This window comes from Kosakonia oryzae (genome assembly GCF_001658025.2).
Classification (GTDB): domain Bacteria; phylum Pseudomonadota; class Gammaproteobacteria; order Enterobacterales; family Enterobacteriaceae; genus Kosakonia; species Kosakonia oryzae.
In genome coordinates this window covers 3,766,777-3,789,536 of the sequence record NZ_CP014007.2, presented here as the reverse complement: position 1 = coordinate 3,789,536, position 22,760 = coordinate 3,766,777, and the positions used below count along the sequence as shown (strand labels likewise).

Here is a 22,760-nt window from a genome sequence, read left to right as displayed (position 1 = left end):
AGTTACACAATAAAAAACGACTGTTTCAGTGAGCTCACGATGGGTTCATAGGGGGAATAAAAGTGAGTATTCTAGGTTATTTACAAAAGATTGGCCGTGCGCTGATGGTGCCTGTCGCCACTCTGCCTGCGGCGGCGATACTGATGGGTGTCGGCTACTGGATTGACCCGGTTGGCTGGGGTGGACAAAACGCTCTGGCGGCGTTTTTCATCCAGTCCGGCTCTGCCATTATCGATAACATGGGCGTGCTGTTCGCGGTGGGTGTCGCTTACGGTATGTCCAAAGATAAAGATGGCGCAGCTGCGCTTGCCGGCTTTGTTGGCTTCCTGGTATTGACCACGTTGTGTTCACCTGCTGCGGTTGCCATGATCCAGAAGATTCCTGCGGATCAGGTTCCTGCTGCATTCGGCAAAATCAAAAACCAGTTTATTGGTATTCTGGTCGGGATTATTGCCGCCGAACTTTACAATCGCTTCAGCAATGTCGAATTGCCGAAAGCGCTCTCCTTCTTCAGCGGCCGCCGTCTGGTGCCGATCCTCACATCATTCGTGATGATCGTGGTCGCTTTCATCATGATGTTTATCTGGCCGGTTGTGTTTAGCGGTCTGGTTGGTTTTGGTGAGCATATCCAGAAAATGGGTTCAATCGGTGCGGGTGTCTACGCCTTCTTTAACCGTCTGCTGATCCCGGTTGGTCTGCATCACGCGCTGAACTCCGTGTTCTGGTTCGATGTTGCTGGCATCAATGACATTCCTAACTTCCTTGGCGGCGCACAATCTATCGAAGCCGGTAAAGCGGTTGTCGGCATCACTGGTCGTTACCAGGCGGGCTTCTTCCCGATCATGATGTTCGGTCTGCCGGGTGCGGCGCTGGCGATTTATCACTGCGCACGTCCGGAAAACAAAGCCAAAGTGCTGGGTATCATGATGGCTGGCGCGTTCGCCGCGTTCTTTACCGGTATTACTGAACCGCTGGAATTCTCTTTCATGTTCGTGGCGCCGGTATTATATGTCATCCATTCAATCCTGACGGGGATCTCTGTTTTCATCGCCGCGAGCATGCACTGGATTGCCGGTTTTGGCTTTAGTGCGGGTCTGGTGGATTTGGTGCTCTCTTCGCGCAACCCGCTGGCAACCCAGTGGTGGATGCTGATCCCGCAAGGGCTGGTATTCTTCGTTATCTACTACGTGATCTTCCGCTTCACGATCACCAAATTCAACCTGCTGACGCCGGGTCGTGAGCTGGCTGTTGCCGGTGACGAAGCTGATGGTCAGGATGTAAACGTAAGCGCGGACAGCGAGCAGGATGTGAGTGGGTTGGCGCGTCAGTATATTGCCGCAGTTGGCGGTACTGATAACCTGACCGGCATTGATGCTTGTATCACCCGTTTGCGTCTGAACGTGAAAGATTCTGCACTGGTGAACGATGTGCTGGCTAAACGCCTGGGCGCAACCGGCGTTATCCGTCTGAACAAAACCAGCGTGCAGATTATCGTTGGTTTTGTGGCGGAAAAAATCGCCAATGCGATGAAGACCACCGGTCATGTTCCGGCAGCAGGTAATGCAGCGCCGGCCGCTGCGCCAGTGGCGAGTGTTAAGCCTCAGGCTGTACCGAACGCAACTGTGATTGCTGAACTGGTATCGCCGGTAACGGGTGAACTGGTTGCGCTGGAGCAAGTGCCTGATGAAGCTTTCGCCAGCAAGGCTGTTGGCGACGGCGTGGCGGTGAAACCGACCGAAAGCATTGTGGTTTCTCCGGCAGCGGGCACCATCGTTAAAATCTTCAATACCAACCACGCATTCTGCCTGGAAACCGAAAAAGGCGCTGAAATCGTTGTGCATATGGGCATCGATACCGTAGCGTTGGGCGGCCAGGGCTTTACGCGACTGGTGGAAGAAGGTGCCGAAGTTGTGGCAGGCCAGCCGATACTGGAAATGGATCTGGCGTACCTCAATGCTAATGCCCGCTCAATGATTAGCCCGGTAGTTGTCAGCAATATTGATGACTTTAGCGGTCTGGTTATCAAGGCGCAGGGCCAGCTTGTTGCCGGTCAGACGCCGCTGTATGAGATTAAAGGCAAGTAGTCGCTCCTGAGTAAGCATTAATGCCTTAAGCGGCGGGGGAGAACCTCCGCCGCTTTTTTTTGCTCCGCATTTAATCAATGCCATACTGTTGCCGCTTTATTACAGGGGATACGATGAAACGGATGCGCTTTTCTCACTGTTTGCCACGGTTGCAGAGAGACTACCCACGAGCACAAGCCGTAGCCGATTACCTTTCCAGCGGGCAACGCTGATTTGTATAAGTAAAGGTTGTTTCCTGCGCCCTGTTATTAGATCATATGCCGTTATACGTTGTTTACGCCTTGAGGAACCCGTGATGAGTGAGGCAGAAGCCCGCCCGACTAACTTTATTCGCCAGATCATTGATGAAGATCTGGCCAGTGGTAAGCACACTACCATCCACACCCGTTTTCCGCCGGAGCCGAATGGCTACCTGCACATCGGCCATGCGAAATCTATCTGCCTGAACTTCGGCATCGCACAAGATTACCAGGGCCAGTGCAATCTGCGTTTTGATGATACCAACCCGGCGAAAGAAGACATCGAATACGTTGAATCGATCAAAAACGATGTGCAATGGTTGGGCTTTCACTGGTCTGGCGACATCTGCTACTCCTCGGATTACTTCGACAAGCTGTACCAGTATGCGATCGAACTGATCAACAAAGGTCTGGCCTATGTTGACGAGCTTTCTGCTGATGAAATCCGTGAATATCGCGGTACGCTGACTCAGCCAGGTAAAAACAGCCCGTTCCGCGATCGCAGCGTAGAAGAGAACCTGGCGCTGTTTGAGAAAATGCGTTCCGGCGGCTTTGAGGAAGGTAAAGCATGCCTGCGTGCGAAGATCGATATGGCATCGCCGTTTATCGTGATGCGCGATCCGGTGTTGTATCGCATTAAATTTGCAGAACACCATCAGACCGGCAACAAGTGGTGCATCTACCCGATGTACGACTTTACCCACTGCATTAGCGATGCGCTGGAAGGCATTACGCACTCCCTGTGTACGCTGGAATTCCAGGACAACCGTCGTCTTTACGACTGGGTGCTGGATAACATCACCATTCCGGTTCATCCGCGCCAGTACGAGTTTTCGCGTCTGAATCTGGAATACACCGTGATGTCGAAGCGCAAGCTGAACCAGTTGGTCACCGAGAAGCATGTGGAAGGCTGGGATGACCCGCGTATGCCGACCATCTCCGGTCTGCGCCGCCGTGGTTATACTGCCGCTTCCATCCGTGAATTCTGTAAACGCATTGGCGTGACCAAGCAGGACAACACTATCGAAATGGCTTCGCTGGAATCTTGCATCCGTGAAGATCTTAACGAGAATGCGCCGCGTGCAATGGCTGTTATCGATCCGGTGAAACTGGTTATCGAAAACTATCCGCAGGGCAGCAGCGAAATCGTCACCATGCCTAACCATCCGAATAAACCGGAGATGGGCACGCGTGAAGTGCCGTTTAGCGGCGAGATCTGGATCGATCGCGCTGATTTCCGTGAGGAAGCGAATAAGCAATACAAACGTTTGGTGTTGGGCAAAGAAGTGCGCCTGCGCAACGCGTATGTGATTAAAGCTGAACGCGTGGAGAAAGATGACGAAGGCAATATCACTACCATTTTCTGCTCTTATGATGCGGACACGTTGAGCAAAGATCCGGCTGATGGTCGTAAGGTGAAAGGTGTGATCCACTGGGTAAGCGCGCAGCATGCGTTGCCGGTAGAAATCCGTCTTTATGATCGCCTGTTCAGTGTACCGAACCCGGGAGCAGCGGACGATTTCCTTGCCACCATCAATCCGGAATCGCTGGTGATCAAGCAGGGCTATGCTGAACCCTCTCTGAAAGAGGCGCAGCCGGGTAAAGCGTATCAGTTTGAGCGCGAAGGTTATTTCTGCCTCGACAGCCGTTATGCAAGCGCTACCAAAGCTGTCTTCAACCGCACCGTTGGGCTGCGCGATACCTGGGCAAAAATAGGTGACTGATTAAGTCAACTACGGACAATCAGCTTAAAACGCCGCGAACTGCGGCGTTTTTTTTGTTTATCCATTAGGCCATTACCTCACAATGCATTCGCGACGCGAATTAATGTCGTCTCTTATTGATGTCTACTTATCCCACCTTAAAAGATCACATATCGATAATCTTAGCTAAATGTAATATGTAATCGCTACCAATGAGCATTATATGCTGGTTAATTGCGTTTAAATTATTCATTTAACCGATCTATGTAATTTGTTTCAAAACACTACCAATTATGTGCACTTCATCATAATCCTGCATTTTGCTCACTAAAAAGCATTGATAATTCGCGTCGCGAAAAATAGTCTTAAGTCGGCAGTTACTTCGGGGGTATTTCATAACTACCTAAACTTTTTGCTTTTTTTCTCGCCGTTGCGGCGGTTTATATGCGTCCAGAAGGAATCACTCATGCGTATGTTTAGTGGTAAACGTAGTGCACTGGCACTGGCTATTGCCAGCGTCACAGCAATGTCGGGCTGGGTTGTATCTCCACAGGCTCATGCAGCAGGTTTTATCGATGATTCCACGCTCACGGGCGGTATTTATTACTGGCAGCGTGAACGTGACCGCAAAGATGTTCTGGAAAATAAATACAAAACGAACCTTTCGCACTCGACCTGGAACGCCAATCTGGATTTCCAGTCGGGTTATGTCGCTGATATGTTCGGTCTGGATATTTCGGCTTTTACCGCGATTGAAATGGCAGAAAATGGCGATAGCGCGCATCCGAACGAAATTGCATTTTCCTCCAGTAACAAAGCTTACAAAGAAGACTGGTCAGGAGATAAAAGCGGGATCAGCCTGTATAAAGCCGCCGCGAAATTTAAATATGGCCCGGTCTGGGCGCGCGCGGGTTACATTCAGCCAACCGGGCAAACGCTGTTAGCGCCGCACTGGAGCTTTATGCCGGGCACCTACCAGGGGGCGGAAGCCGGGGCGAATTTTGATTACGGCAATGCAGGTGCGCTGAGCTTCTCGTATATGTGGACCAATGAATACAAGGCGCCGTGGCATATCGAGATGGATAAGTTTTATCAGAATGACAGAAAAACCAAAGTCGACTATCTGCACTCGCTCGGCGCGAAATATGACTTCAAAAACGACCTGGTGCTGGAGGCTGCATTTGGCCAGGCGGAAGGCTATGTCGATCAATACTTCGCTAAAGCCAGCTACAAATTTGATGTGGCAGGCAGCCCGCTCAGCACCAGCTACCAGTTCTATGGAACCCGCGACAAAGTCAGCAATGGCGGCGTGAACGATATTTACGACGGCACTGCATGGCTGCAGGCGTTGACCTTTGGCTACAAAATTGGTCAGGTTGATTTGCGTCTTGAAGGTACCTGGGTCAAAGCTGACGGCCAGCAAGGATACTTCCTGCAACGTATGACGCCAACTTATGCGTCATCCAACGGGCGCCTCGATATCTGGTGGGATAACCGCTCTGACTTTAATGCCAACGGTGAAAAAGCTCTCTTCTTCGGCGCGATGTATGACCTGAAGAACTGGAACTTGCCAGGCTTTACGGTCGGCGCATCTTACGCCTATGCGTGGGACGCGAAGCCGGCTGATATGGCAACACCGGATGCGTATTACGATCCAAACTACCGCCTGAAAGAATCCGCTTACAGCCTGGATGCGATCTATACCGTTCAGGATGGTCGCGCCAAAGGCACGATGTTCAAGTTGCACTTTACCCAATATGACAACCATTCTGACATTCCGAGCTTCGGCGGCGGCTACGGCAATATCTTCCAGGATGAGCGCGACGTGAAATTTATGGTTATTGCACCGTTCACTATCTTCTGATGCGTTTGCCGGGTTATGCCCGGCTGAAATACAAGGAATAAGTAATGAAATCAGTACATTTAAGCATCTTAGCCAGCGCAATCTTCGGGGTATTAAGCAGCCCCGTACTGGCAAACCAGAGCACTGTCGACGCCATCAGCCAGTTTCATCTTAACTACGCGGTGAAAGATAACTTTGCCGCACAGAACGGCATTGATTGTGCGAAGCTTGGTGCCGACTGGGCTTCCTGCAATAAAGCGGTGATCACGCTGACCAACAAGGGTGAGGCTGTAACCGACAAGGATTGGACGATTTACTTCCACAGCATCCGTCCGATTCTGGAGGTGGCAAATGATCAGTTCAAGGTCACCCATATCATGGGCGATCTGCACAAGCTGGAGCCAACGGACAAATTTACCGGCTTCCCGGCAAAGCAGGCGGTGGAAATTCCGATTGTTAATGAGTACTGGCAATTGTTCGTCACCGATGTGCTGCCTCGCTGGTATGTGACGGCCGAAGGGGCAACGGCAAAAGTGATTGCCAATACCGATACCGAAGATCTGTTCCAGTTTGTTACGCCGCTCGACGGCCAGTGGAAACGTACGCCGGATGATAAAAACATCCTGATGACCGCTGAAGCACGCTTTGAGAAAAATAGCGACGTAAAAGCGCTGAACCTCTCCACGTTGCGCGGCCAAATTGTCCCCACGCCGCAGGAGGTAAAAATCTCCGGTCAGGATGTGGATCTGAGCAAAGGCGTGAAGCTCGATCTCTCTGCGCTGGGTGCGGATGCGCAGGAAGCCGTGAAGTCGCGCTTCGCGCTGCTGGGCGTCAAAGAGGGCAGTTATCCCATCCGTACAGAGATCGCAGTGAAGGCTTTTGCGGGTGATGAAGCCATATCGGGTGCCTATCAGTTGCATATTGGGGCAAATGAGGCGGTAATCACTGGCTTTGATCAGGCTGGCGTGTTCTACGGCCTGCAATCTTTGCTGTCGCTGATCCCTTCCAGCGGCGAGCAGAAAATTGCACGGCTTGAAGCAAAAGACGCACCGCGCTTTGATTATCGCGGTATTCAGCTTGATGTGGGACGTAACTTCCACAGCAAAGATGCCGTACTGCGCCTGCTGGATCAGATGTCAGCTTATAAGCTGAACAAATTCCACTTTCACCTTACTGATGATGAAGGCTGGCGTATTGAGATCCCCGGTCTGCCTGAGCTGACCGACATCGGCAGTAAACGTTGCCACGATCTGAGCGAGAAAACCTGCCTGCTGCCGCAACTGGGTTCCGGCCCGGACAGCAACAACAATGGCAGCGGCCACTTCAGCCGTACCGATTACATCGACATACTGAAGTACGCGAAAGCGCGACAGATTGAAGTGATCCCGGAAATTGATATGCCGGCGCACGCCCGTGCAGCCGTGATCTCAATGGAAGCACGCTATGACCGCCTGATGAAAGAGGGTAAAGAGAAAGAGGCGAATCAGTACCGTTTGCTTGATCCGACGGACACCTCTAATACCACCGGGGTACAGTTCTATAACCGTACTGGCTATCTGAACCCTTGCCTCGATTCGTCGCGCAATTTCGTCGATAAGGTGATTGGCGAAATCCAGCAAATGCACAAAGAAGCGGGCGTACCGCTGAACACCTGGCATTTTGGCGGTGACGAAGCGAAAAACATCTATCTGGGAGCGGGTTATACCGACCAGAAAAAACCGGAAGCGGGCAAAGGCATCATCGATCAGAGCAACCAGGACAAACCGTGGGCGAAGTCTCAGGTCTGCCAGACCATGGTCAAAGAGGGTAAGGTTGCAGATGTTGAGCATCTTTCCAGCTACTTTGGTATTGAGGTTAGCAAGCTGGTGAAAGCGCACGGTATCGGCACCATGCAGGCATGGCAGGATGGCCTGAAAGATGCCAAAAATGCCGCCGAGTTTGCCACCGATCACGTCAATGTTAACTTCTGGGATACGCTCTACTGGGGCGGTTTCGATTCGGTAAATGACTGGGCGAACAAAGGGTTCCGCGTCATTGTCTCGAACCCGGACTATGTTTACCTCGACTTCCCGAACGAAGTCCACCCGGCGGAAAGCGGCTACTACTGGGGCACGCGCTTTAGCAATGAGCGCAAGATCTTCAGCTTTGCGCCAGACAACATGCCGCAAAATGCTGAAACCTCACTGGATCGTGATGGCAATCCATTCAACGCGAAATCAGATAAACCATGGCCTGGAGCCTATGGTCTTTCTGCTCAGCTGTGGAGTGAAGTGGTACGTACCGACAACCAGATGGAGTACATGATTTATCCACGCATGATTGCGGTCGCAGAACGTGCCTGGCACCGCGCCGGTTGGGAACAGGATTATCAGGCCGGTCGCGAGTACAAAGGCGGTGAAACTCATCTGGTCGATGTAAAAGCGCTGGATAAAGACTGGACCCGCTTTGCAAATCTGTTAGGTCATCGTGAACTGGCAAAACTGGACAAAGCCGGTATCAACTATCGCCTGCCTGTACCGGGCGCGCGCGTGGTTGGCGGCAAGCTGGAAGCCAATACCAGCTTCCCGGGAATGGTCGTGGAATATTCTACGGACGGCGGTAAAAACTGGCTGCGTTATGATGATAAAGCGCGTCCGCAGGTAAGCGGGGAAGTGCAGATCCGTACCGCCAGCCCGGACGGCAAACGTTTCAGCCGTGTGGATAGTGTGAAAGCGTAATTATTGTTGAAGTAATCTGCCCGGCGGCGAAAACCTGTCGGGCATTTTTGTTTCTGCAGGGCAAAAAAAAAGCCAACCTTAAGGTTGGCTTGAGTATGAAAAGGGGTTATTTCGCGTCGTGCGCGTGTTCATCTTCGCGGCAGTCACCCTCGGCGCAGTGGCCATACAGGTAAAGACTATGGTTCGTCAGACGAATGCCATGTTTCGCGGCGATTTCACGCTGGCGCGCTTCGATGGAATCATCACTGAATTCGATCACTTTGCCGCAGTCGAGGCAAATCAGATGATCGTGGTGATGTTGCTGAGTCAGTTCAAAAACGGATTTCCCGCCTTCGAAATTATGACGGGTCACAATGCCGGCGTCGTCAAACTGGTTCAGTACACGATATACTGTTGCCAGCCCGATCTCTTCGCCCATGTCGATCAGTCGTTTATATAAATCTTCCGCACTGACATGATGGTTATCCGGTTCCTGAAGCACTTCCAGGATTTTTAACCGAGGAAGCGTGACTTTCAGGCCAGCCTTCTTTAATGCGGTATTGTTGTCAGTCATGCGGAATCTGTCCTGTTGCTATACGATTCACTTCCTCAATGGAAGTTAGAAGGAATGCACCTGGGATAATGCGTCTCATTATAGAACTGCCATGGCTAAATGAAAACTGCAAGTCCTCAAGTAAAGTAAGCTTTTAAAACGTGGTGTCACCAGCAACTCCTGTGCTTCATGACACCACTTTAGCAGGGCTTATTGTACAGCGATGGAGAAAAAAGTTAAAAATTTGTAGCAATTATTTCCATTGCTTTTACCTATTAATACTACGTAACCCACAGATTACGCCGTAAAATCAGGCATTGATGATGTCATCAAGGTGCAGCTCTTCGCGAACTTGCTTAACCCATTTTTGTACACGTTCTGCGGTCATTTCTGGCTGACGATCTTCGTCAATCGCCAGACCAACGAAATGGTCATCATCCACCAGCCCTTTAGAGGCTTCGAAATGGTAGCCTGCAGTTGGCCAGTGGCCCACGATGGTCGCGCCGCGCGGCTCAATAATATCGCGGATCGTACCCAGCGCATCGCAGAAATACTCTGCATAGTCTTCTTGATCGCCGCAGCCAAACAGCGCAACTAACTTACCATTAAAATCAATCTCTTCCAGCGTCGGGAAGAAATCATCCCAGTCGCACTGCGCTTCGCCATAATACCAGGTCGGAATGCCGAGCAACAGAATGTCATATCCTTCGATATCTTCCTTGCTGCTCTTGGCAATGTCATGTACGTCGGCAACGTCCTTACCAAGCTGACTCTGAATCATTTTCGCAATATTTTCGGTGTTGCCGGTGTCGCTGCCGAAGAAAATACCTGTAATTGCCATGAGTAAAATAACCTCTTGAAACCTAATGAATATGATGGTGGCGCTCTGCCCACAGATAAGGGCAATCATAGCAGAACAGAGAAGCGCGCGAAAACAGCTATCGCCGCGGAGTGCACTGTATGACACATGAAAACGTAAAAATAAGAGAGGTGATTCGGAGTAATTACTTTCCGCGCAATGCGCTCAACTGTGCCAGCAGCATCTCTTCGATAAGTTCGCTGCGGCTCATGTCACGCGCATCGGCAAGTTCGTTTAACGCATCAACGGCTTCCACGTTCAGTTTTAACTCGACGCGTTTAAGCCCACGAACTTTATCGCGTTTTAGCTGATTGCGTTTGTTGATGCGTAACTGTTCATCACGCGAGAGCGGATTCGTCTTCGGCCGTCCCGGGCGACGCTCATTCGCGAACAGATCCAGGGTTGTACGGTCCGTTTGTTCTTTAGCCATGTTTAAGCATACTACGGGAAAGACAAGCAATCGGGCTGCCGCCCGGGCTGAATAGCGCGCCATCATACATCAGCATAACGGGCGCGCCAACGGGCGGACGCGTTCTGGCGACCGGTCGCCGCCTTTTTAATCAGTTTGACTTTTCAGCGAGATAACGATTAATTGCCCGCATCACCGCTTCAGGTTTTTCCGCATGCACCCAGTGGCCGGCGCCAGCAATCACATGCGCGCGCGCCTGCGGGAACTGTTCAAGCAAAGCGCTCCGGTACTGCTCTGTAACGTAAGGGGAGTTGCCGCCGCAGACAAACAGTGCCGGATAAGGCCATGCGGGAATGGTTTCCCAGCCGACAATATGCGGATATTGCTCCCACAACACCGGCACATTGAAACGCCACGCCCCCTCAACAAACGATTTCAGCAGAAACTGGATTACGCCTTCTTCTTTTATATGCTCGCGCATTAGCGAAGCCGCTTGCTGGCGCGTAGTGACCCGCGCGTCAGTGACCGCATTGATCGCGGCAAATATCTCGTCATGGCGGCGAACGTGGTAATCGACCGGTGCAATATCAATCGCCACCAGCTTTTCTACGCGCTCCGGCGCCAGCGCCGATAGCGCCATCACGGCTTTGCCGCCCATTGAGTGACCAATAAAGAGAGCTTTGTCGATGTGATGGTCATCCAGCGTATCCAGCAGATCTTGCGCCATTGCCGGATAGTTCATTTCGTCGGAACGGGGGGAAAGACCGTGGTTGCGCATATCAACCTGCACCACGTCGTACTCCTGCACCAGTTCGCGTGCCAGTACGCCGAGGTTATCAAGGCTACCAAACAGTCCATGGACAAGGACGACAGGAGAATTGTTGTGCGGATGTTGTGCAGATTGCGCTCGCGTATTCAATTTCATAGGAAAGTTCTTTTTTTCACTCTGGCGGGTTAGGTTATTATGGTGAACATTCTGCCGCCCGGCTGCAAGGTTAAGAATTACTCTTACTTTTGTCGCCATCCTGGTTTGACGCTATCCGCTGTTGAGATTTCACTTTATAATCCCAACACTTGTATTCAGATTAGATATAGCACTGGATTAAGATGAAAACGATCGAAGTTGATGATGAGCTCTACAGTTATATTGCCAGCCATACTAAGCATATCGGCGAGAGCGCATCCGACATTTTACGGCGCATGTTGAAATTTTCTGCCGTATCACCGGCACAGCCTGCTGCTTCTCTTGCACCGGTAAAAGAGCCGCGTACCGTCGTTGCTGTCGAAGGCATCAAACCGGCCAATACCGCAAAAGATAAAGTCCGCGCCGTGCGTGAACTGCTCCTCTCTGATGAATATGCCGAGCAGAAAAAGGCCGTCAATCGTTTCCTGATGGTGCTGTCTACCCTCTATTCACTCGACGACAAAGGCTTTACGGAATCCACTGAATCACTGCACGGGCGCACAAGAGTATACTTTGCCATCAATGAGCAAACCCTGTTGCAGAACGGCAACCAGACTAAACCGAAGCAGGTGCCGAACACCCCATACTGGGTCATCACCAACACCAATACGGGCCGTAAATGCAGCATGATTGAGCACATCATGCAGTCAATGCAGTTCCCGGCGGAATTGATTGAAAAAGTTTGCGGCACAATTTAATCCTTGCATTGAAAGGACCAGGCAATGGCTAACCACCCGCGTGCGGGTCAACCTGCACAACAGAGCGATTTGATTAACGTCGCCCAGCTTACTGCGCAGTACTATGTGTTGAAACCTGAAGTCGGTAATTCAGAACATGCGGTGAAATTTGGCACTTCCGGCCACCGTGGCAGCGCCCATCGCCACAGCTTCAACGAGCCGCACATTCTGGCCATCGCTCAGGCGATTGCCGAAGAGCGTGCAAAAAACGGGATTACCGGGCCGTGCTATGTGGGTAAAGATACTCACGCGCTGTCTGAACCGGCGTTTATCTCCGTGCTGGAAGTGCTGACGGCAAACGGTGTGGATGTGATCGTGCAGGAAAATAACGGCTTCACGCCGACGCCTGCCATCTCAAACGCCATTCTGGTACACAACAAAAACGGCGGCGCGCAGGCGGACGGTATCGTTATCACCCCGTCGCATAACCCACCAGAAGATGGCGGGATCAAGTACAACCCGCCTAACGGCGGCCCGGCGGATACCAACGTTACCAAAGTGGTCGAAGACCGCGCTAATGCGCTGTTGGCGGATGGTCTGAAAGGCGTGAAACGCCTTACGCTGGATGCTGCGCTGGCTTCCGGCCATGTGACAGAAAAAGATCTGGTGCAGCCATTTATTGAAGGGCTGGCGGATATCGTCGATATGGCGGCGATTCAGAAAGCGGGCCTGAAACTGGGCGTCGATCCGCTGGGCGGCTCCGGTATTGAATACTGGAAGCGTATCGCGGAGCACTACAAGCTGGATCTGAGCATCGTTAACGATCAGGTCGATCAGACCTTCCGCTTTATGCACCTGGATAAAGACGGCGCGATCCGCATGGATTGCTCCTCCGAATGTGCGATGGCGGGCCTGTTGGCGCTGCGCGACAAGTTCGATCTGGCGTTTGCTAACGATCCGGACTACGACCGTCACGGCATCGTTACCCCGGCCGGGCTGATGAACCCGAACCACTACCTGGCGGTTGCTATCAACTACCTGTTCCAGCACCGTCCGCAGTGGGGCAAAGATGTCGCCGTCGGTAAAACGCTGGTCTCTTCAGCGATGATCGACCGCGTGGTGAACGACCTTGGCCGTAAGCTGGTGGAAGTGCCGGTGGGTTTCAAATGGTTTGTTGATGGTCTGCATGACGGCAGCTTTGGCTTTGGCGGTGAAGAGAGCGCGGGCGCGTCCTTCCTGCGTTTCGACGGTACGCCGTGGTCAACGGATAAAGACGGCATCATCATGTGTCTGCTGGCGGCTGAGATCACTGCCGTGACCGGAAAAAACCCGCAGCAGCATTACAATGAGCTGGCGGCACGCTTCGGCGCGCCGAGCTACAACCGTTTGCAGGCTTCTGCCTCCTCCGCGCAGAAAGCCGCGCTGTCCAAACTCTCTCCGGAGATGGTGAGCGCCAGCACGCTGGCAGGTGACCCGATCACTGCGCGTCTGACGGCTGCTCCGGGCAATGGCGCATCGATTGGCGGCCTGAAAGTGATGACCGACAACGGCTGGTTCGCCGCGCGTCCGTCAGGTACTGAAGACGCCTACAAAATCTACTGCGAAAGTTTCCTCGGTGACGAACACCGGAAGCTGATTGAAAAAGAAGCGGTAGAAATTGTCAGCGAAGTGCTGAAAAACGCGTAATAAAAAGGCTCCTTCGGGAGCCTTAATTTTTTGCGGATCGGGCGTGTTACCCGCTACAAACTCACCCCAGCGCCACCATCAGTGCACCGGCAGTAATTAACGCCACGCCCGCTGCTGCCACCAACGAGACTTTCTCACCAAACAGGATCACGGCCAGGATCACGGCAAACACCACGCTCAGCTTATCGATGGGAGCAACCCGCGACACGTTGCCGCTTTTGATCGCCATAAAATAGAACAGCCACGACAGCGCGCCCGCGACGCCGCTCAGCACCACAAATAGCAGCGCTTTTTTATCGGCCAGCACGGTGGCGACCAGCGACAATTTGCCCTGCACTACGACCACACCGACCAGAAATACGGCCATGACCACCGCACGGATCGCCGTGGCGGTATTAGCGTCGAGATGTTGCAAACCGATCTTGCCGAAAATAGCCACCAGCGCAGCGGTGACCGCAGATAACAACGCATAAATTAGCCAGGCGCTCATCATTACCCTCCTAAAAAACAGCAGGATACGCCTTCAAAGCATAAACCGGTAGCCAATCCCTGTTTCAGTAAGTAAATGGCGTGGGCGGGCAGGATCGGCTTCGAGTTTCTGGCGCAGATGGCCCATATAGATGCGCAGGTAGTGGCTGTGCTCGATGGCATTTGGCCCCCAGACCTGGCTTAGCAGTTGTCGCTGAGTTAACACTTTGCCGTGATTGTTCAGCAGCACGGCCAGCAGACGAAATTCAATGGGCGTCAGATGGATCTCTTCCTCACCGCGTTGGATGCGGCGGTTAGCCAGATCGACGCGAATATCGGCAAAGGTCACCACTGGTTCGCCGGGGGTTGCGGCCGCATGACGGCGCAGGGCAACGCGCAGGCGGGCCTGTAATTCGCCAATGCCAAACGGTTTGCTGAGGTAATCGTCGGCGCCGGCATCAAGAGCCGCAATTTTGTCGCTCTCTTCAGCACGCGCCGAAAGGACAATCACCGGCATCTGGCTCCACTGGCGCAAATCGCGGATAAAATCCAGACCGTCGCCATCCGGCAGACCCAAATCTAGGATCACCAGATCGGGTTTGCGGGTGGCGGCTTCAATCAGGCCGCGCTGCAAGGTCTCCGCTTCATGGACGCGAAGCCCCTCAGCTTCCAGCGCGGTACGCAGAAATCGGCGAATGGCTTGTTCATCTTCGACAATCAGAACGTTGATCACAGATCCTCAGATAATTCATCCAGTTGCGGCGGTGTCTCACGTGGAAGTGTAACACAAAACAGCGCGCCCCCTTGTGAGCGATTGCGGGCACTAATGGTACCGCCATGAACCTCAACAATCGCCTGGCAAATCGCCAGCCCAAGACCGACGCCAGGAATCGCTGATTCCTTGGTTCCTCGCGCGAACTTATCAAAAATGGCCTGCTCCTGTCCTGCCGGAATACCTGGCCCGTTATCCCACACATCCAGCATCAACTGTTGCGGCGTATCATGGGCGGTAATACCGATCTCCGCCCGCTGTCCTGCGTATTTCACTGCATTTTCCAGCAGATTGATCAGCACCCGCTCAAATAATGGGCCGTCAACATGTACCAGCATTAACGGGTCGGGCAGGTCGAGGTTGATATGGCGGCCGCCAAGCCCGGGTTCCAGCGTTCTGAGTGCGCTGCCAACCACCTCTTCCAGCGTTAGCCACTCTTTTTTAAGATTAAAACCACCGGACTGAATACGCGCCATATCCAGCAGATTATTCACCAGCCGCGTGGTATTCAGCACATGTTGACGGATCTCGTTGGCCTGCGGCGCATGCGAGGAGCCTTCACTTGCCAGATCGAGCGTCAGGATCTCCGCCTGGCCAAACAGCACAGTCAGCGGCGTGCGCAGGTCGTGGGAGAGCGCGGCCAGCAAAGAGTTACGAATGCTTTCCCGCTCGCTGGCGAGGCGAGCCTGTTCTTCGCTGGTGGCTAACGCCTGGCGTTCAAGCGCGCTGGCAACCAGCAGAGTGAAGGTTTCCAGCAGGCGTTGCTGCTCCGGGATCATCAACTGGCGCAAGTTGGCCGGTTCCACAATCAATAACCCATGGGTTTTTTGGTCGCTTTTAAGCGGCAAAATTTGATACGGCACGCCGGGCAGGGTGTCGGTTCCCGCTCCGGCTGGCTGGCCTTTATCAAAACTCCAGCGGGCAATCGCATCATCCCAGGGGGTCATGCCGTGGGTTTGCGTTACCGCTTTCAACTGCCCGTGGCTGTCCGGCAGCAATAATTTGCTGCGCGCATCAAAGGTGGACTGGATAAACGTTTCGCTGGTAACGGCGATATCCTTGTTATTACGCCCGACCGCCAGCGCTTTCGACATCTCATAAAGATGGCGGGTACGCTGCTCGCGGTAGCGCGCCACGCGCGCCTGATAACGCACCCCGGCAGTGAGATTGCCAATGACCAAACCGACCGTCAGCATTACGCCAAAGGTCAGCAGATATTGCACATCGGAAACGGCCAGCGTGCCGCGCGGAGCGATAAAAAAGAGATCAAAACTGAGAACGTTAATCACCGCGGCGAACGCGGATGGCCAACGACCATAAAACAGCGCGACCAGCACCACGCCGAGCAGGTAAATCATCACCAGGTTGGCGGCATCGAAAGCCGCCAGCCACTGTGCGGCGATCACGGTAATTGCCGCGCAAAGGGCGAGGGCGACGGCACAACCTTTTAACTGTACCCGCCAGCGCTCAATAAACGGGCGTGCATCTCCGGTGCGAGAGGGCAAGGTAACCGGAGCATCGTCCAGCGCGATGATCACCAGGTCGAGATCCGGCGCGCGGCGCGCCAGCTTATCGGCAAACGATTCCGGGTTCCACCAGCGGTGCTTATTGCGTCGGCCAATAATAATTTTGCCGAGGTTATGCTCACGGGCGTAACGCAGAATCGCCTTATCTTCCGCCGGATCGGAAAGCGTGGCCGTTTCGGCCCCCAGTTCCTGTGCAAGGTGCAGGGCGCTTAAAATCGCCCGCCGTTGCGGTTCCGGTAATTTATGTAGCGACGGCGTTTCAACATACACCGCATGCCAGACGCTGCCCAGCTTGGCCGCCAGCCGCGCCGCCGTGCGAATCAATTTCTCATTGCCCGCGCCATGCCCGACGCAGAGCAGAATGGCATCACGCGTGTGCCAGACTTTCTCTTCGCCCTGACGATCGCGCCAGGCGCGCATCTGATCGTCTACGCGGTCGGCGGTGCGGCGCAGCGCCAGTTCGCGCAGGGCAATCAGATTGCCTTTACGGAAGAAGTGTTCGATAGCGCGCTCGGCCTGGCCGCCGATATAGACTTTGCCTTCGTGCAGGCGCTGGCGGAGATCGTCCGGCGGCAAATCCACCAGTACGACCTCATCTGCGCTGTCGAAAAAAGGATCCGGCACGGTTTCACGTACCTGGATACCGGTCACGCCGCTGACCACATCGTTGAGGCTTTCCAGGTGCTGGACGTTGACGGTTGTAAAGACATTGATACCCGCTTCCAGCAGCTCTTCTACATCCTGCCAGCGTTTCGGATGGCGCGAGCCGGGCGCGTTACTGTGCGCCAGCTCGTCCATTAAAATGAGCGCTGGACGGCGCGCAAGGGCGTCGTCCAGCGAAAACTCCTGAATAAGTCGCCCGCGATGGGCGATACGGTGGGGCGGCAGGATCGCCAGCCCTTCCAGCAGCGCGGCGGTCTCTTTGCGCCCGTGGGTCTCCACTACGCCAATGAGAATATCAAGCCCCTGCGCCCGCAGACGCTGCGCCTCTTGCAGCATTGCGAACGTTTTGCCCACACCGGCGCAGGCGCCGAAGAAGATTTTCAACTTTCCCCGGTGCGCTGTTGCGGCATGCTCCAGTAAGCGGTCGGGATTAGGGCGCAAAGGCTCGTCAGTCATGCTTTATTTATCCTTGAGCGCATCCAGCGCCAGATTGAGTTCCACAATATTGACCACCGGCTGGCCGATAAAGTTGACCAGCGGCGTGGTGGTATGTTCGGCCACCACTTTTTCCACTTCTGTCACTGGTAAGTGACGGGCTTGCGCCACACGCGGGATCTGCCAGGCGGTGGCAGCCGGAGAGAGTTGGCCATCAAGGCCGCTCGCCGAGGTAGTAATCAATTCCACCGGAACATGCGTATCCGCTTGTGGATTCTCGGCGCGCAGTTGCGCCACGCGCGCCGCCACTTCTTTATCCAGCTCCGGGTTGCTGCCCGCCAGGTTGCTACCGCCGGACGCCATTGGATTATAAGGCGCATCGGCCGTGGCAGAAGGGCGGCCGTGAAAATAAACCGGCGTGGTAAAGTCCTGACCCAGCAAGCGTGAACCGCGCACGGTATCGCCCTCACGGATCAGCGAACCGTTCGCCTGCGCGTTAAACCACCATTGCCCGAGCGCGGTGGTCACCAGCGGGTAGAGCCCGCCGGTAATCAGGGTGAAGAGTATCAAAAGCAGAAATGCGGGACGGAATAAAGTCATTTTTTATACCTCTTACACCAGGCCAAACAGGGTCAAAATCAGGTCGATCAGCTTGATACCGATAAACGGCACCACCAGCCCGCCCAGCCCGTAGATCCACAAGTTGCGGCGCAGCATGGCGGAAGCAGTAAGCGGCTTGTAGCTCACCCCTTTCAGCGCCAGCGGGATAAGAAACACAATCACCAGTGCGTTAAAGATCACCGCGCTTAAAATTGCCGACGCTGGGGAGTGCAGATGCATGACGTTCAGCGTATTCAGTTGCGGATAGGTTGCTGCAAACGCCGCCGGAATGATGGCGAAGTATTTCGCCACATCGTTGGCAATACTGAAGGTGGTCAGCGAACCGCGAGTCATCAGCATCTGCTTACCGATATGCACCACTTCAATCAATTTGGTGGGGTTTGAATCAAGATCCACCATGTTGCCCGCTTCTTTGGCGGCCTGGGTGCCGGAGTTCATCGCCACCGCAACGTCGGCCTGTGCCAGCGCTGGCGCATCGTTCGTGCCATCGCCAGTCATCGCCACCAGACGACCTTCCGCCTGATACTGGCGGATCAACGCCAGTTTTGCTTCCGGCGTCGCTTCCGCAAGGAAGTCATCGACACCGGCTTCAGCGGCAATCGCTGCAGCGGTTAAGCGGTTATCCCCGGTGATCATTACTGTTTTAATGCCCATTTTACGCAGTTGGGCAAAACGCTCTTTAATCCCGCCTTTGACGATATCTTTCAGCGCGATAATGCCCAGCACTTTCGCCCCTTCGGCAACGACCAGCGGCGTGGCGCCCTGGCGGGCGACGCGTTCGACCAGCGTTTCCACATCAGCCGGGAATTGACCGCCATTGGCGGCGATATGACGGCGGATAGCATCCACCGAACCTTTACGGATCATCCGATCCTGCACGTTGATGCCGCTCATGCGGGTTTGCGCAGTGAAGGGTATAAAGGTGGCTTGCAGGCTCTGCATATCGCGCTTGCGCAGATTAAAGCGGCGTTTCGCCAGTATCACAATACTGCGGCCTTCCGGCGTTTCATCCGCCAGCGAAGAGAGTTGCGCAGCATCGGCCAGTGTTTTTTCATCCACGCCCTGCGCGGGCAGGAAATCGGATGCCTGGCGGTTACCTAAGGTGATGGTGCCGGTTTTATCCAGCAGCAGCACATCGATATCACCTGCGGCTTCCACCGCACGGCCGCTGGTGGCAATCACATTCGCACCCAGCATGCGGCTCATCCCGGCAACGCCAATTGCAGACAGCAGCCCGCCGATAGTCGTTGGGATCAGGCACACCAGCAGGGCTACCAACACCGTCACGCTGACGGCCTGGCCACCATATACCGAGAATGGCCACAAAGTGGCGGTTGCCAGCAGGAAAACAAGGGTCAGGGCAACCAGCAGAATGGTCAGTGCGATCTCGTTCGGTGTTTTGCGCCGCTGCGCACCTTCCACCATCGCAATCATGCGGTCGAGGAACGTTTCGCCGGGGTTAACGCTGCACTGGATCACCAGCCAGTCAGAAAGAATGCGTGTCCCGCCCGTGACCGACGCGAAATCGCCGCCGGACTCACGGATCACCGGTGCCGATTCACCGGTGATCGCGCTCTCATCAACCGATGCACCGCCTTCAATCACTTCACCATCGCACGGAATAATGTCACCGGCTTCAACCAGCACCACATCGCCTTTACGCAGGTCGGCTGCCGGAATATGGTCGATTTGCGCATCATGCTGCGGGGCGCGTAATTTGCGGGCGAAAGCGGTTTTTTTCACCCCTTTCAGGCTATTGGCCTGCGCTTTGCTGCGGCCTTCCGCCAGCGCCTCTGCAAAGTTGGCGAACAATACCGTAACCCATAACCACAGGCTGACCGCGCCGGTAAACCACGCGCTGCCGTCAAGATGGCCTGTTGCCATTGCCACGGTCAGAATGGTGGTCAACAGGCTGCCGATCCAGACAATAAACATCACCGGGTTACGCCACTGTACCTGCGGGCTTAACTTGGTCACCGAATCCATCAGCGCCTGACGAACAAGATGCGGTTCGAACAGGGCCAGTTGTTTGCGACTCATAAAACGCGTCTCCGCCAGTCTCAAAATAAGAGGTATTCCGCCACCGGGCCAAGCGCCAGGGCAGGAACAAAGGTCAATGCGCCAACCAGCAGTACTGTGCCGATCAGCAGGCCGATAAACAGCGCGCCGTGTGTAGGCAGGGTGCCAGTGCTGGCGGGCTGGATTTTCTTGCCGACCAGTGAACCAGCAATCGCCATCACCGGAACAATCACACCGAAACGGCCGAAGAACATGCAGAACGCCAGCAGGCAGTTCCAGAACGGGGTGTTGGCGCTTAATCCGCCAAAGGCGCTACCATTGTTGTTGGCTGCCGACGAGACGGCGTATAGCACTTCACTAAAGCCGTGAATGCCGGGGTTAAACATGCCGCTACGCCCGGCGTCGGTCATCATCGCCAGCGCAGTGCCAAGCAGCACCAGTGCCGGGGTGACGAGGATCGCCAGCGCGGTCATTTTCATCTCGCGGACATCGATTTTTTTGCCGATAAACTCCGGCGTACGGCCAATCATCAACCCGGCAATAAATACCGCCAGCAGCACGAACAGCAGCATGCCGTAGAGACCCGAGCCCACGCCGCCGAACACCACTTCGCCAATCTGCATCAGCCACATCGGGATCATGCCGCCCAGCGCGGTAAAGGAGTCATGCATGGCATTTACCGCGCCGCATGAGGCGGCGGTTGTGACCACGGCATACAGGCTGCTCGCCAGAATGCCAAAACGACTCTCTTTACCTTCCATATTGATGGCGCTGTCGCCACCGAGCGTCAGGAAGTGCGGGTTACCCTGGAACTCAGCCCACATCACCACCCCGGCACAGACCACGAAAATCAGCGACATCGCCCACAGCAGCATGTGCCCCTGGCGACGGTCCGCCACGGCATCGCCAAAAGCAAAGCAAAGCGCTGCCGGGATCAGGAAGATCGCCAGCATCTGCACGAAGTTGGTCAATGCAGTCGGGTTTTCAAACGGGTGCGAAGAGTTGGCATTGAAGAAACCACCGCCGTTGGTGCCGAGCATTTTGATCGCTTCCTGAGACGCGACTGGCCCCATCGGCATCAGGTGCTGAACGCCTTCCAGCGAGGTGTAAGACTGATAAGGCAAAAAGTTCTGCAGAACGCCTTGCTGAATAAAGAACAAGGCAATGATCAGTGAAATCGGCAGTAGCACCCACAGGGTAATGCGGGTGAGATCCACCCACGCATTACCGAGCGTATCCATGCTGCGGCGCGCAAAGGCGCGGATCAGCGCGAATACCACTGCAATCCCCGTCGCTGCAGAGAGGAAGTTTTGTACTGTCAGCCCGACCATCTGGCTGAAATAGCTCAGCGTGCTTTCGCCGGCATAGGATTGCCAGTTGGTATTCGAGACAAAGCTGACCGCCGTGTTCAGCGCCAGATGCCAGGAGAGGCCGGGCAAGTTTTGCGGGTTCATTGGCAAAATACCCTGCAACATCAGCATGGCAAACAGCAGTACAAGGCCGAGTATATTCAGCCACAGAATGGCGAACAGATAGTGCCGCCAGTTCATTTCGCGGGTATCTATACCCAGTCCACGCCAGAGTATATTTTCGATTGTCGCCGTACCGGGCAGCGCCTGTCCGGCAATCAGTTTTGCCAGCAGCGATCCCAGCGGGCGCGCAAGAATAAGCAGCACCAGCAAAAAGCTGGCGACCAGAAGAAACGCCTGAGCGGCCATCAGAAAGCCTCCGCGTTAATGAGGGCATAAACCAGGTAGCCCAATAACAGGAAAACCAGCACGATGCCGATTATCACGCCTGCACTCACAATCCACCTCCAGGGTGCTTTTAAGAAGTGCTATCAAAGTAGTTTATTCGTTGCAAAAATCTCGAAAAAATCAGAAGGGTAGGTGTAAAAAAAATATAAAAACGGAAGGGCGAATTTTTACTCGAATCGTCCTGGTGGGCAGGTATGCGTCGCGCTATTTCGCAAAGTAGCGTGATGAGAGCCTTTAATCCTTAAATTAACTAATGGTTAGTACTAATTTAACGGTTTTGTAACTAATTTACCCCTGGATATAAATAAATCCTAAATTTACAGAAAAATAGTGGTCGGATGAGTAGTAAAATTACGAATAAAGCGATACTATTTTAACCAGATTTCAGCGCCGCCCTGATTTTCTGTAAGGCGGGAACATTTTCCGGTAGCGATTGCCGGCCTGACAAAGGGGAGAGGATTATGAACACATATAAAGCGTTTCCGACACACGTTGTGTTGATGCGTCGCGCTTTCGCCATTCTGGCAGGCGTTCTGGCATTACCGGTGATGTTGTTCTGGAAAGATCGCGCACGTTTTTACAGCTACCTGCACCGCGTCTGGGCGAAAACCAGTGAAAAACCGGTGTGGATGGAGCAGGCCGAAAAAGTAGCCTGTGACTTTTATTAATCGATTACACACAGCAAATCCTCTGAGCCACCGCCTTGCGGTGGTTTTTTTTTGCAGTAACCTTTTTGCTACATTTACACTGTGCCGCCAGGCGCAGCGAAGCAAAGATCCGCAGCGC

General features: G+C 53.9%; 18 protein-coding genes. 7 read left to right on the top strand and 11 right to left on the bottom strand.

Annotated features, from left to right (window positions below; all coding sequences use genetic code 11):
* Nucleotides 1-62: 62 nt before the first annotated feature.
* The 4 genes from nagE to AWR26_RS17960 all read left to right on the top strand — a co-directional run bounded on the left by nagE (nt 63) and on the right by AWR26_RS17960 (nt 8,586).
* Nucleotides 63-2,084 carry an N-acetylglucosamine-specific PTS transporter subunit IIBC gene (gene nagE, locus AWR26_RS17975; RefSeq protein WP_071892744.1) on the top strand — a complete coding sequence of 674 codons (2,022 nt, stop codon included), beginning with the start codon at nt 63-65 and terminating at the stop codon, nt 2,082-2,084.
* Between the two features lie 295 nt (nt 2,085-2,379).
* Nucleotides 2,380-4,047 carry a glutamine--tRNA ligase gene (gene glnS / locus AWR26_RS17970; RefSeq protein ID WP_064567846.1) on the top strand — a complete coding sequence of 556 codons (1,668 nt, stop codon included), beginning with the start codon at nt 2,380-2,382 and terminating at the stop codon, nt 4,045-4,047.
* Nucleotides 4,048-4,492: 445 nt separating this feature from the next.
* Entirely contained in the window at nt 4,493-5,890 is a 1,398-nt protein-coding gene (gene chiP, locus AWR26_RS17965; protein WP_064567844.1) for a chitoporin ChiP, read from the top strand.
* A gap of 44 nt (nt 5,891-5,934) precedes the next feature.
* Nucleotides 5,935-8,586 (top strand): beta-N-acetylhexosaminidase, encoded by a 2,652-nt coding sequence (locus AWR26_RS17960; RefSeq protein WP_064567842.1) that lies wholly within the window; start codon nt 5,935-5,937, stop codon nt 8,584-8,586.
* 106 nt (nt 8,587-8,692) lie between these two features.
* On the opposite strand, the gene fur is transcribed toward AWR26_RS17960, so the two are convergent.
* The 4 genes from fur to ybfF all read right to left on the bottom strand — a co-directional run bounded on the left by fur (nt 8,693) and on the right by ybfF (nt 11,311).
* Nucleotides 8,693-9,139, bottom strand: coding sequence for a ferric iron uptake transcriptional regulator (fur, locus tag AWR26_RS17955; protein WP_007373881.1), 447 nt, complete (start codon nt 9,137-9,139; stop codon nt 8,693-8,695).
* Between the two features lie 289 nt (nt 9,140-9,428).
* The gene (gene fldA, locus AWR26_RS17950) at nt 9,429-9,959 is read right to left on the bottom strand and encodes a flavodoxin FldA (protein WP_064567840.1); all 531 of its coding nucleotides are present in this window, start codon (nt 9,957-9,959) and stop codon (nt 9,429-9,431) included.
* 163 nt (nt 9,960-10,122) lie between these two features.
* Nucleotides 10,123-10,407 (bottom strand): LexA regulated protein, encoded by a 285-nt coding sequence (ybfE, locus tag AWR26_RS17945; protein WP_007373883.1) that lies wholly within the window; start codon nt 10,405-10,407, stop codon nt 10,123-10,125.
* Between the two features lie 130 nt (nt 10,408-10,537).
* Nucleotides 10,538-11,311 (bottom strand): esterase, encoded by a 774-nt coding sequence (gene ybfF / locus AWR26_RS17940; protein ID WP_064567838.1) that lies wholly within the window; start codon nt 11,309-11,311, stop codon nt 10,538-10,540.
* A gap of 182 nt (nt 11,312-11,493) precedes the next feature.
* Here ybfF and seqA point away from each other — a divergent pair, with 182 nt between their 5' ends.
* Both seqA and pgm read left to right on the top strand, forming a co-directional pair.
* Nucleotides 11,494-12,048 carry a replication initiation negative regulator SeqA gene (gene seqA, locus AWR26_RS17935; protein ID WP_064567835.1) on the top strand — a complete coding sequence of 185 codons (555 nt, stop codon included), beginning with the start codon at nt 11,494-11,496 and terminating at the stop codon, nt 12,046-12,048.
* A gap of 24 nt (nt 12,049-12,072) precedes the next feature.
* Nucleotides 12,073-13,713, top strand: a complete 1,641-nt coding sequence (gene pgm, locus AWR26_RS17930) for a phosphoglucomutase (alpha-D-glucose-1,6-bisphosphate-dependent) (RefSeq protein WP_064567833.1) — start codon at nt 12,073-12,075, stop codon at nt 13,711-13,713.
* A 61-nt stretch (nt 13,714-13,774) separates the two neighbouring features.
* Here pgm and AWR26_RS17925 read toward each other — a convergent pair whose 3' ends face one another.
* Genes AWR26_RS17925 through kdpF form a run of 7 tightly spaced genes read right to left on the bottom strand, consistent with a single transcriptional unit; the run spans nt 13,775 to nt 22,024 of the window.
* Nucleotides 13,775-14,203 carry an EamA family transporter gene (locus AWR26_RS17925; RefSeq protein ID WP_043956909.1) on the bottom strand — a complete coding sequence of 143 codons (429 nt, stop codon included), beginning with the start codon at nt 14,201-14,203 and terminating at the stop codon, nt 13,775-13,777.
* 33 nt (nt 14,204-14,236) lie between these two features.
* Nucleotides 14,237-14,914 (bottom strand): two-component system response regulator KdpE, encoded by a 678-nt coding sequence (gene kdpE, locus AWR26_RS17920; RefSeq protein WP_064567831.1) that lies wholly within the window; start codon nt 14,912-14,914, stop codon nt 14,237-14,239.
* Complete coding sequence (gene kdpD, locus AWR26_RS17915; protein WP_064567829.1) at nt 14,911-17,598, bottom strand: two-component system sensor histidine kinase KdpD; 2,688 nt, start codon at nt 17,596-17,598, stop codon at nt 14,911-14,913. The genes kdpE and kdpD overlap by 4 nt, the downstream gene beginning before the upstream one ends.
* A 3-nt stretch (nt 17,599-17,601) precedes the next feature.
* Nucleotides 17,602-18,177, bottom strand: coding sequence for a potassium-transporting ATPase subunit KdpC (kdpC, locus tag AWR26_RS17910; protein WP_064567828.1), 576 nt, complete (start codon nt 18,175-18,177; stop codon nt 17,602-17,604).
* Between the two features lie 12 nt (nt 18,178-18,189).
* The gene (kdpB, locus tag AWR26_RS17905) at nt 18,190-20,238 is read right to left on the bottom strand and encodes a potassium-transporting ATPase subunit KdpB (protein ID WP_064567826.1); all 2,049 of its coding nucleotides are present in this window, start codon (nt 20,236-20,238) and stop codon (nt 18,190-18,192) included.
* 20 nt (nt 20,239-20,258) lie between these two features.
* The gene (gene kdpA / locus AWR26_RS17900; protein WP_064567824.1) at nt 20,259-21,935 is read right to left on the bottom strand and encodes a potassium-transporting ATPase subunit KdpA; all 1,677 of its coding nucleotides are present in this window, start codon (nt 21,933-21,935) and stop codon (nt 20,259-20,261) included.
* A complete protein-coding gene (gene kdpF / locus AWR26_RS17895; protein ID WP_035885978.1) occupies nt 21,935-22,024 on the bottom strand; it encodes a K(+)-transporting ATPase subunit F in 90 nt (29 codons plus the stop codon). The genes kdpA and kdpF overlap by 1 nt, the downstream gene beginning before the upstream one ends.
* Nucleotides 22,025-22,435: 411 nt before the next feature.
* Here kdpF and AWR26_RS17890 point away from each other — a divergent pair, with 411 nt between their 5' ends.
* Complete coding sequence (locus tag AWR26_RS17890; protein ID WP_064567822.1) at nt 22,436-22,642, top strand: YbfA family protein; 207 nt, start codon at nt 22,436-22,438, stop codon at nt 22,640-22,642.
* Nucleotides 22,643-22,760 lie beyond the last annotated feature (118 nt).

Excerpts from the sequence above, each read along its gene's own strand:
- AWR26_RS17890 (WP_064567822.1), top strand. The coding sequence starts at position 22,436 with ATGAACACATATAAAGCGTTTCCGACACACGTTGTGTTGATGCGTCGC.
- ybfF (WP_064567838.1), bottom strand. The coding sequence starts at position 11,311 with ATGAAATTGAATACGCGAGCGCAATCTGCACAACATCCGCACAACAAT.
- seqA (WP_064567835.1), top strand. The coding sequence starts at position 11,494 with ATGAAAACGATCGAAGTTGATGATGAGCTCTACAGTTATATTGCCAGC.
- ybfE (WP_007373883.1), bottom strand. The coding sequence starts at position 10,407 with ATGGCTAAAGAACAAACGGACCGTACAACCCTGGATCTGTTCGCGAAT.
- kdpC (WP_064567828.1), bottom strand. The coding sequence starts at position 18,177 with ATGACTTTATTCCGTCCCGCATTTCTGCTTTTGATACTCTTCACCCTG.
- kdpD (WP_064567829.1), bottom strand. The coding sequence starts at position 17,598 with ATGACTGACGAGCCTTTGCGCCCTAATCCCGACCGCTTACTGGAGCAT.
- chiP (WP_064567844.1), top strand. The coding sequence starts at position 4,493 with ATGCGTATGTTTAGTGGTAAACGTAGTGCACTGGCACTGGCTATTGCC.
- fldA (WP_064567840.1), bottom strand. The coding sequence starts at position 9,959 with ATGGCAATTACAGGTATTTTCTTCGGCAGCGACACCGGCAACACCGAA.
- kdpA (WP_064567824.1), bottom strand. The coding sequence starts at position 21,935 with ATGGCCGCTCAGGCGTTTCTTCTGGTCGCCAGCTTTTTGCTGGTGCTG.
- pgm (WP_064567833.1), top strand. The coding sequence starts at position 12,073 with ATGGCTAACCACCCGCGTGCGGGTCAACCTGCACAACAGAGCGATTTG.
- fur (WP_007373881.1), bottom strand. The coding sequence starts at position 9,139 with ATGACTGACAACAATACCGCATTAAAGAAGGCTGGCCTGAAAGTCACG.
- glnS (WP_064567846.1), top strand. The coding sequence starts at position 2,380 with ATGAGTGAGGCAGAAGCCCGCCCGACTAACTTTATTCGCCAGATCATT.
- kdpB (WP_064567826.1), bottom strand. The coding sequence starts at position 20,238 with ATGAGTCGCAAACAACTGGCCCTGTTCGAACCGCATCTTGTTCGTCAG.
- AWR26_RS17960 (WP_064567842.1), top strand. The coding sequence starts at position 5,935 with ATGAAATCAGTACATTTAAGCATCTTAGCCAGCGCAATCTTCGGGGTA.
- AWR26_RS17925 (WP_043956909.1), bottom strand. The coding sequence starts at position 14,203 with ATGAGCGCCTGGCTAATTTATGCGTTGTTATCTGCGGTCACCGCTGCG.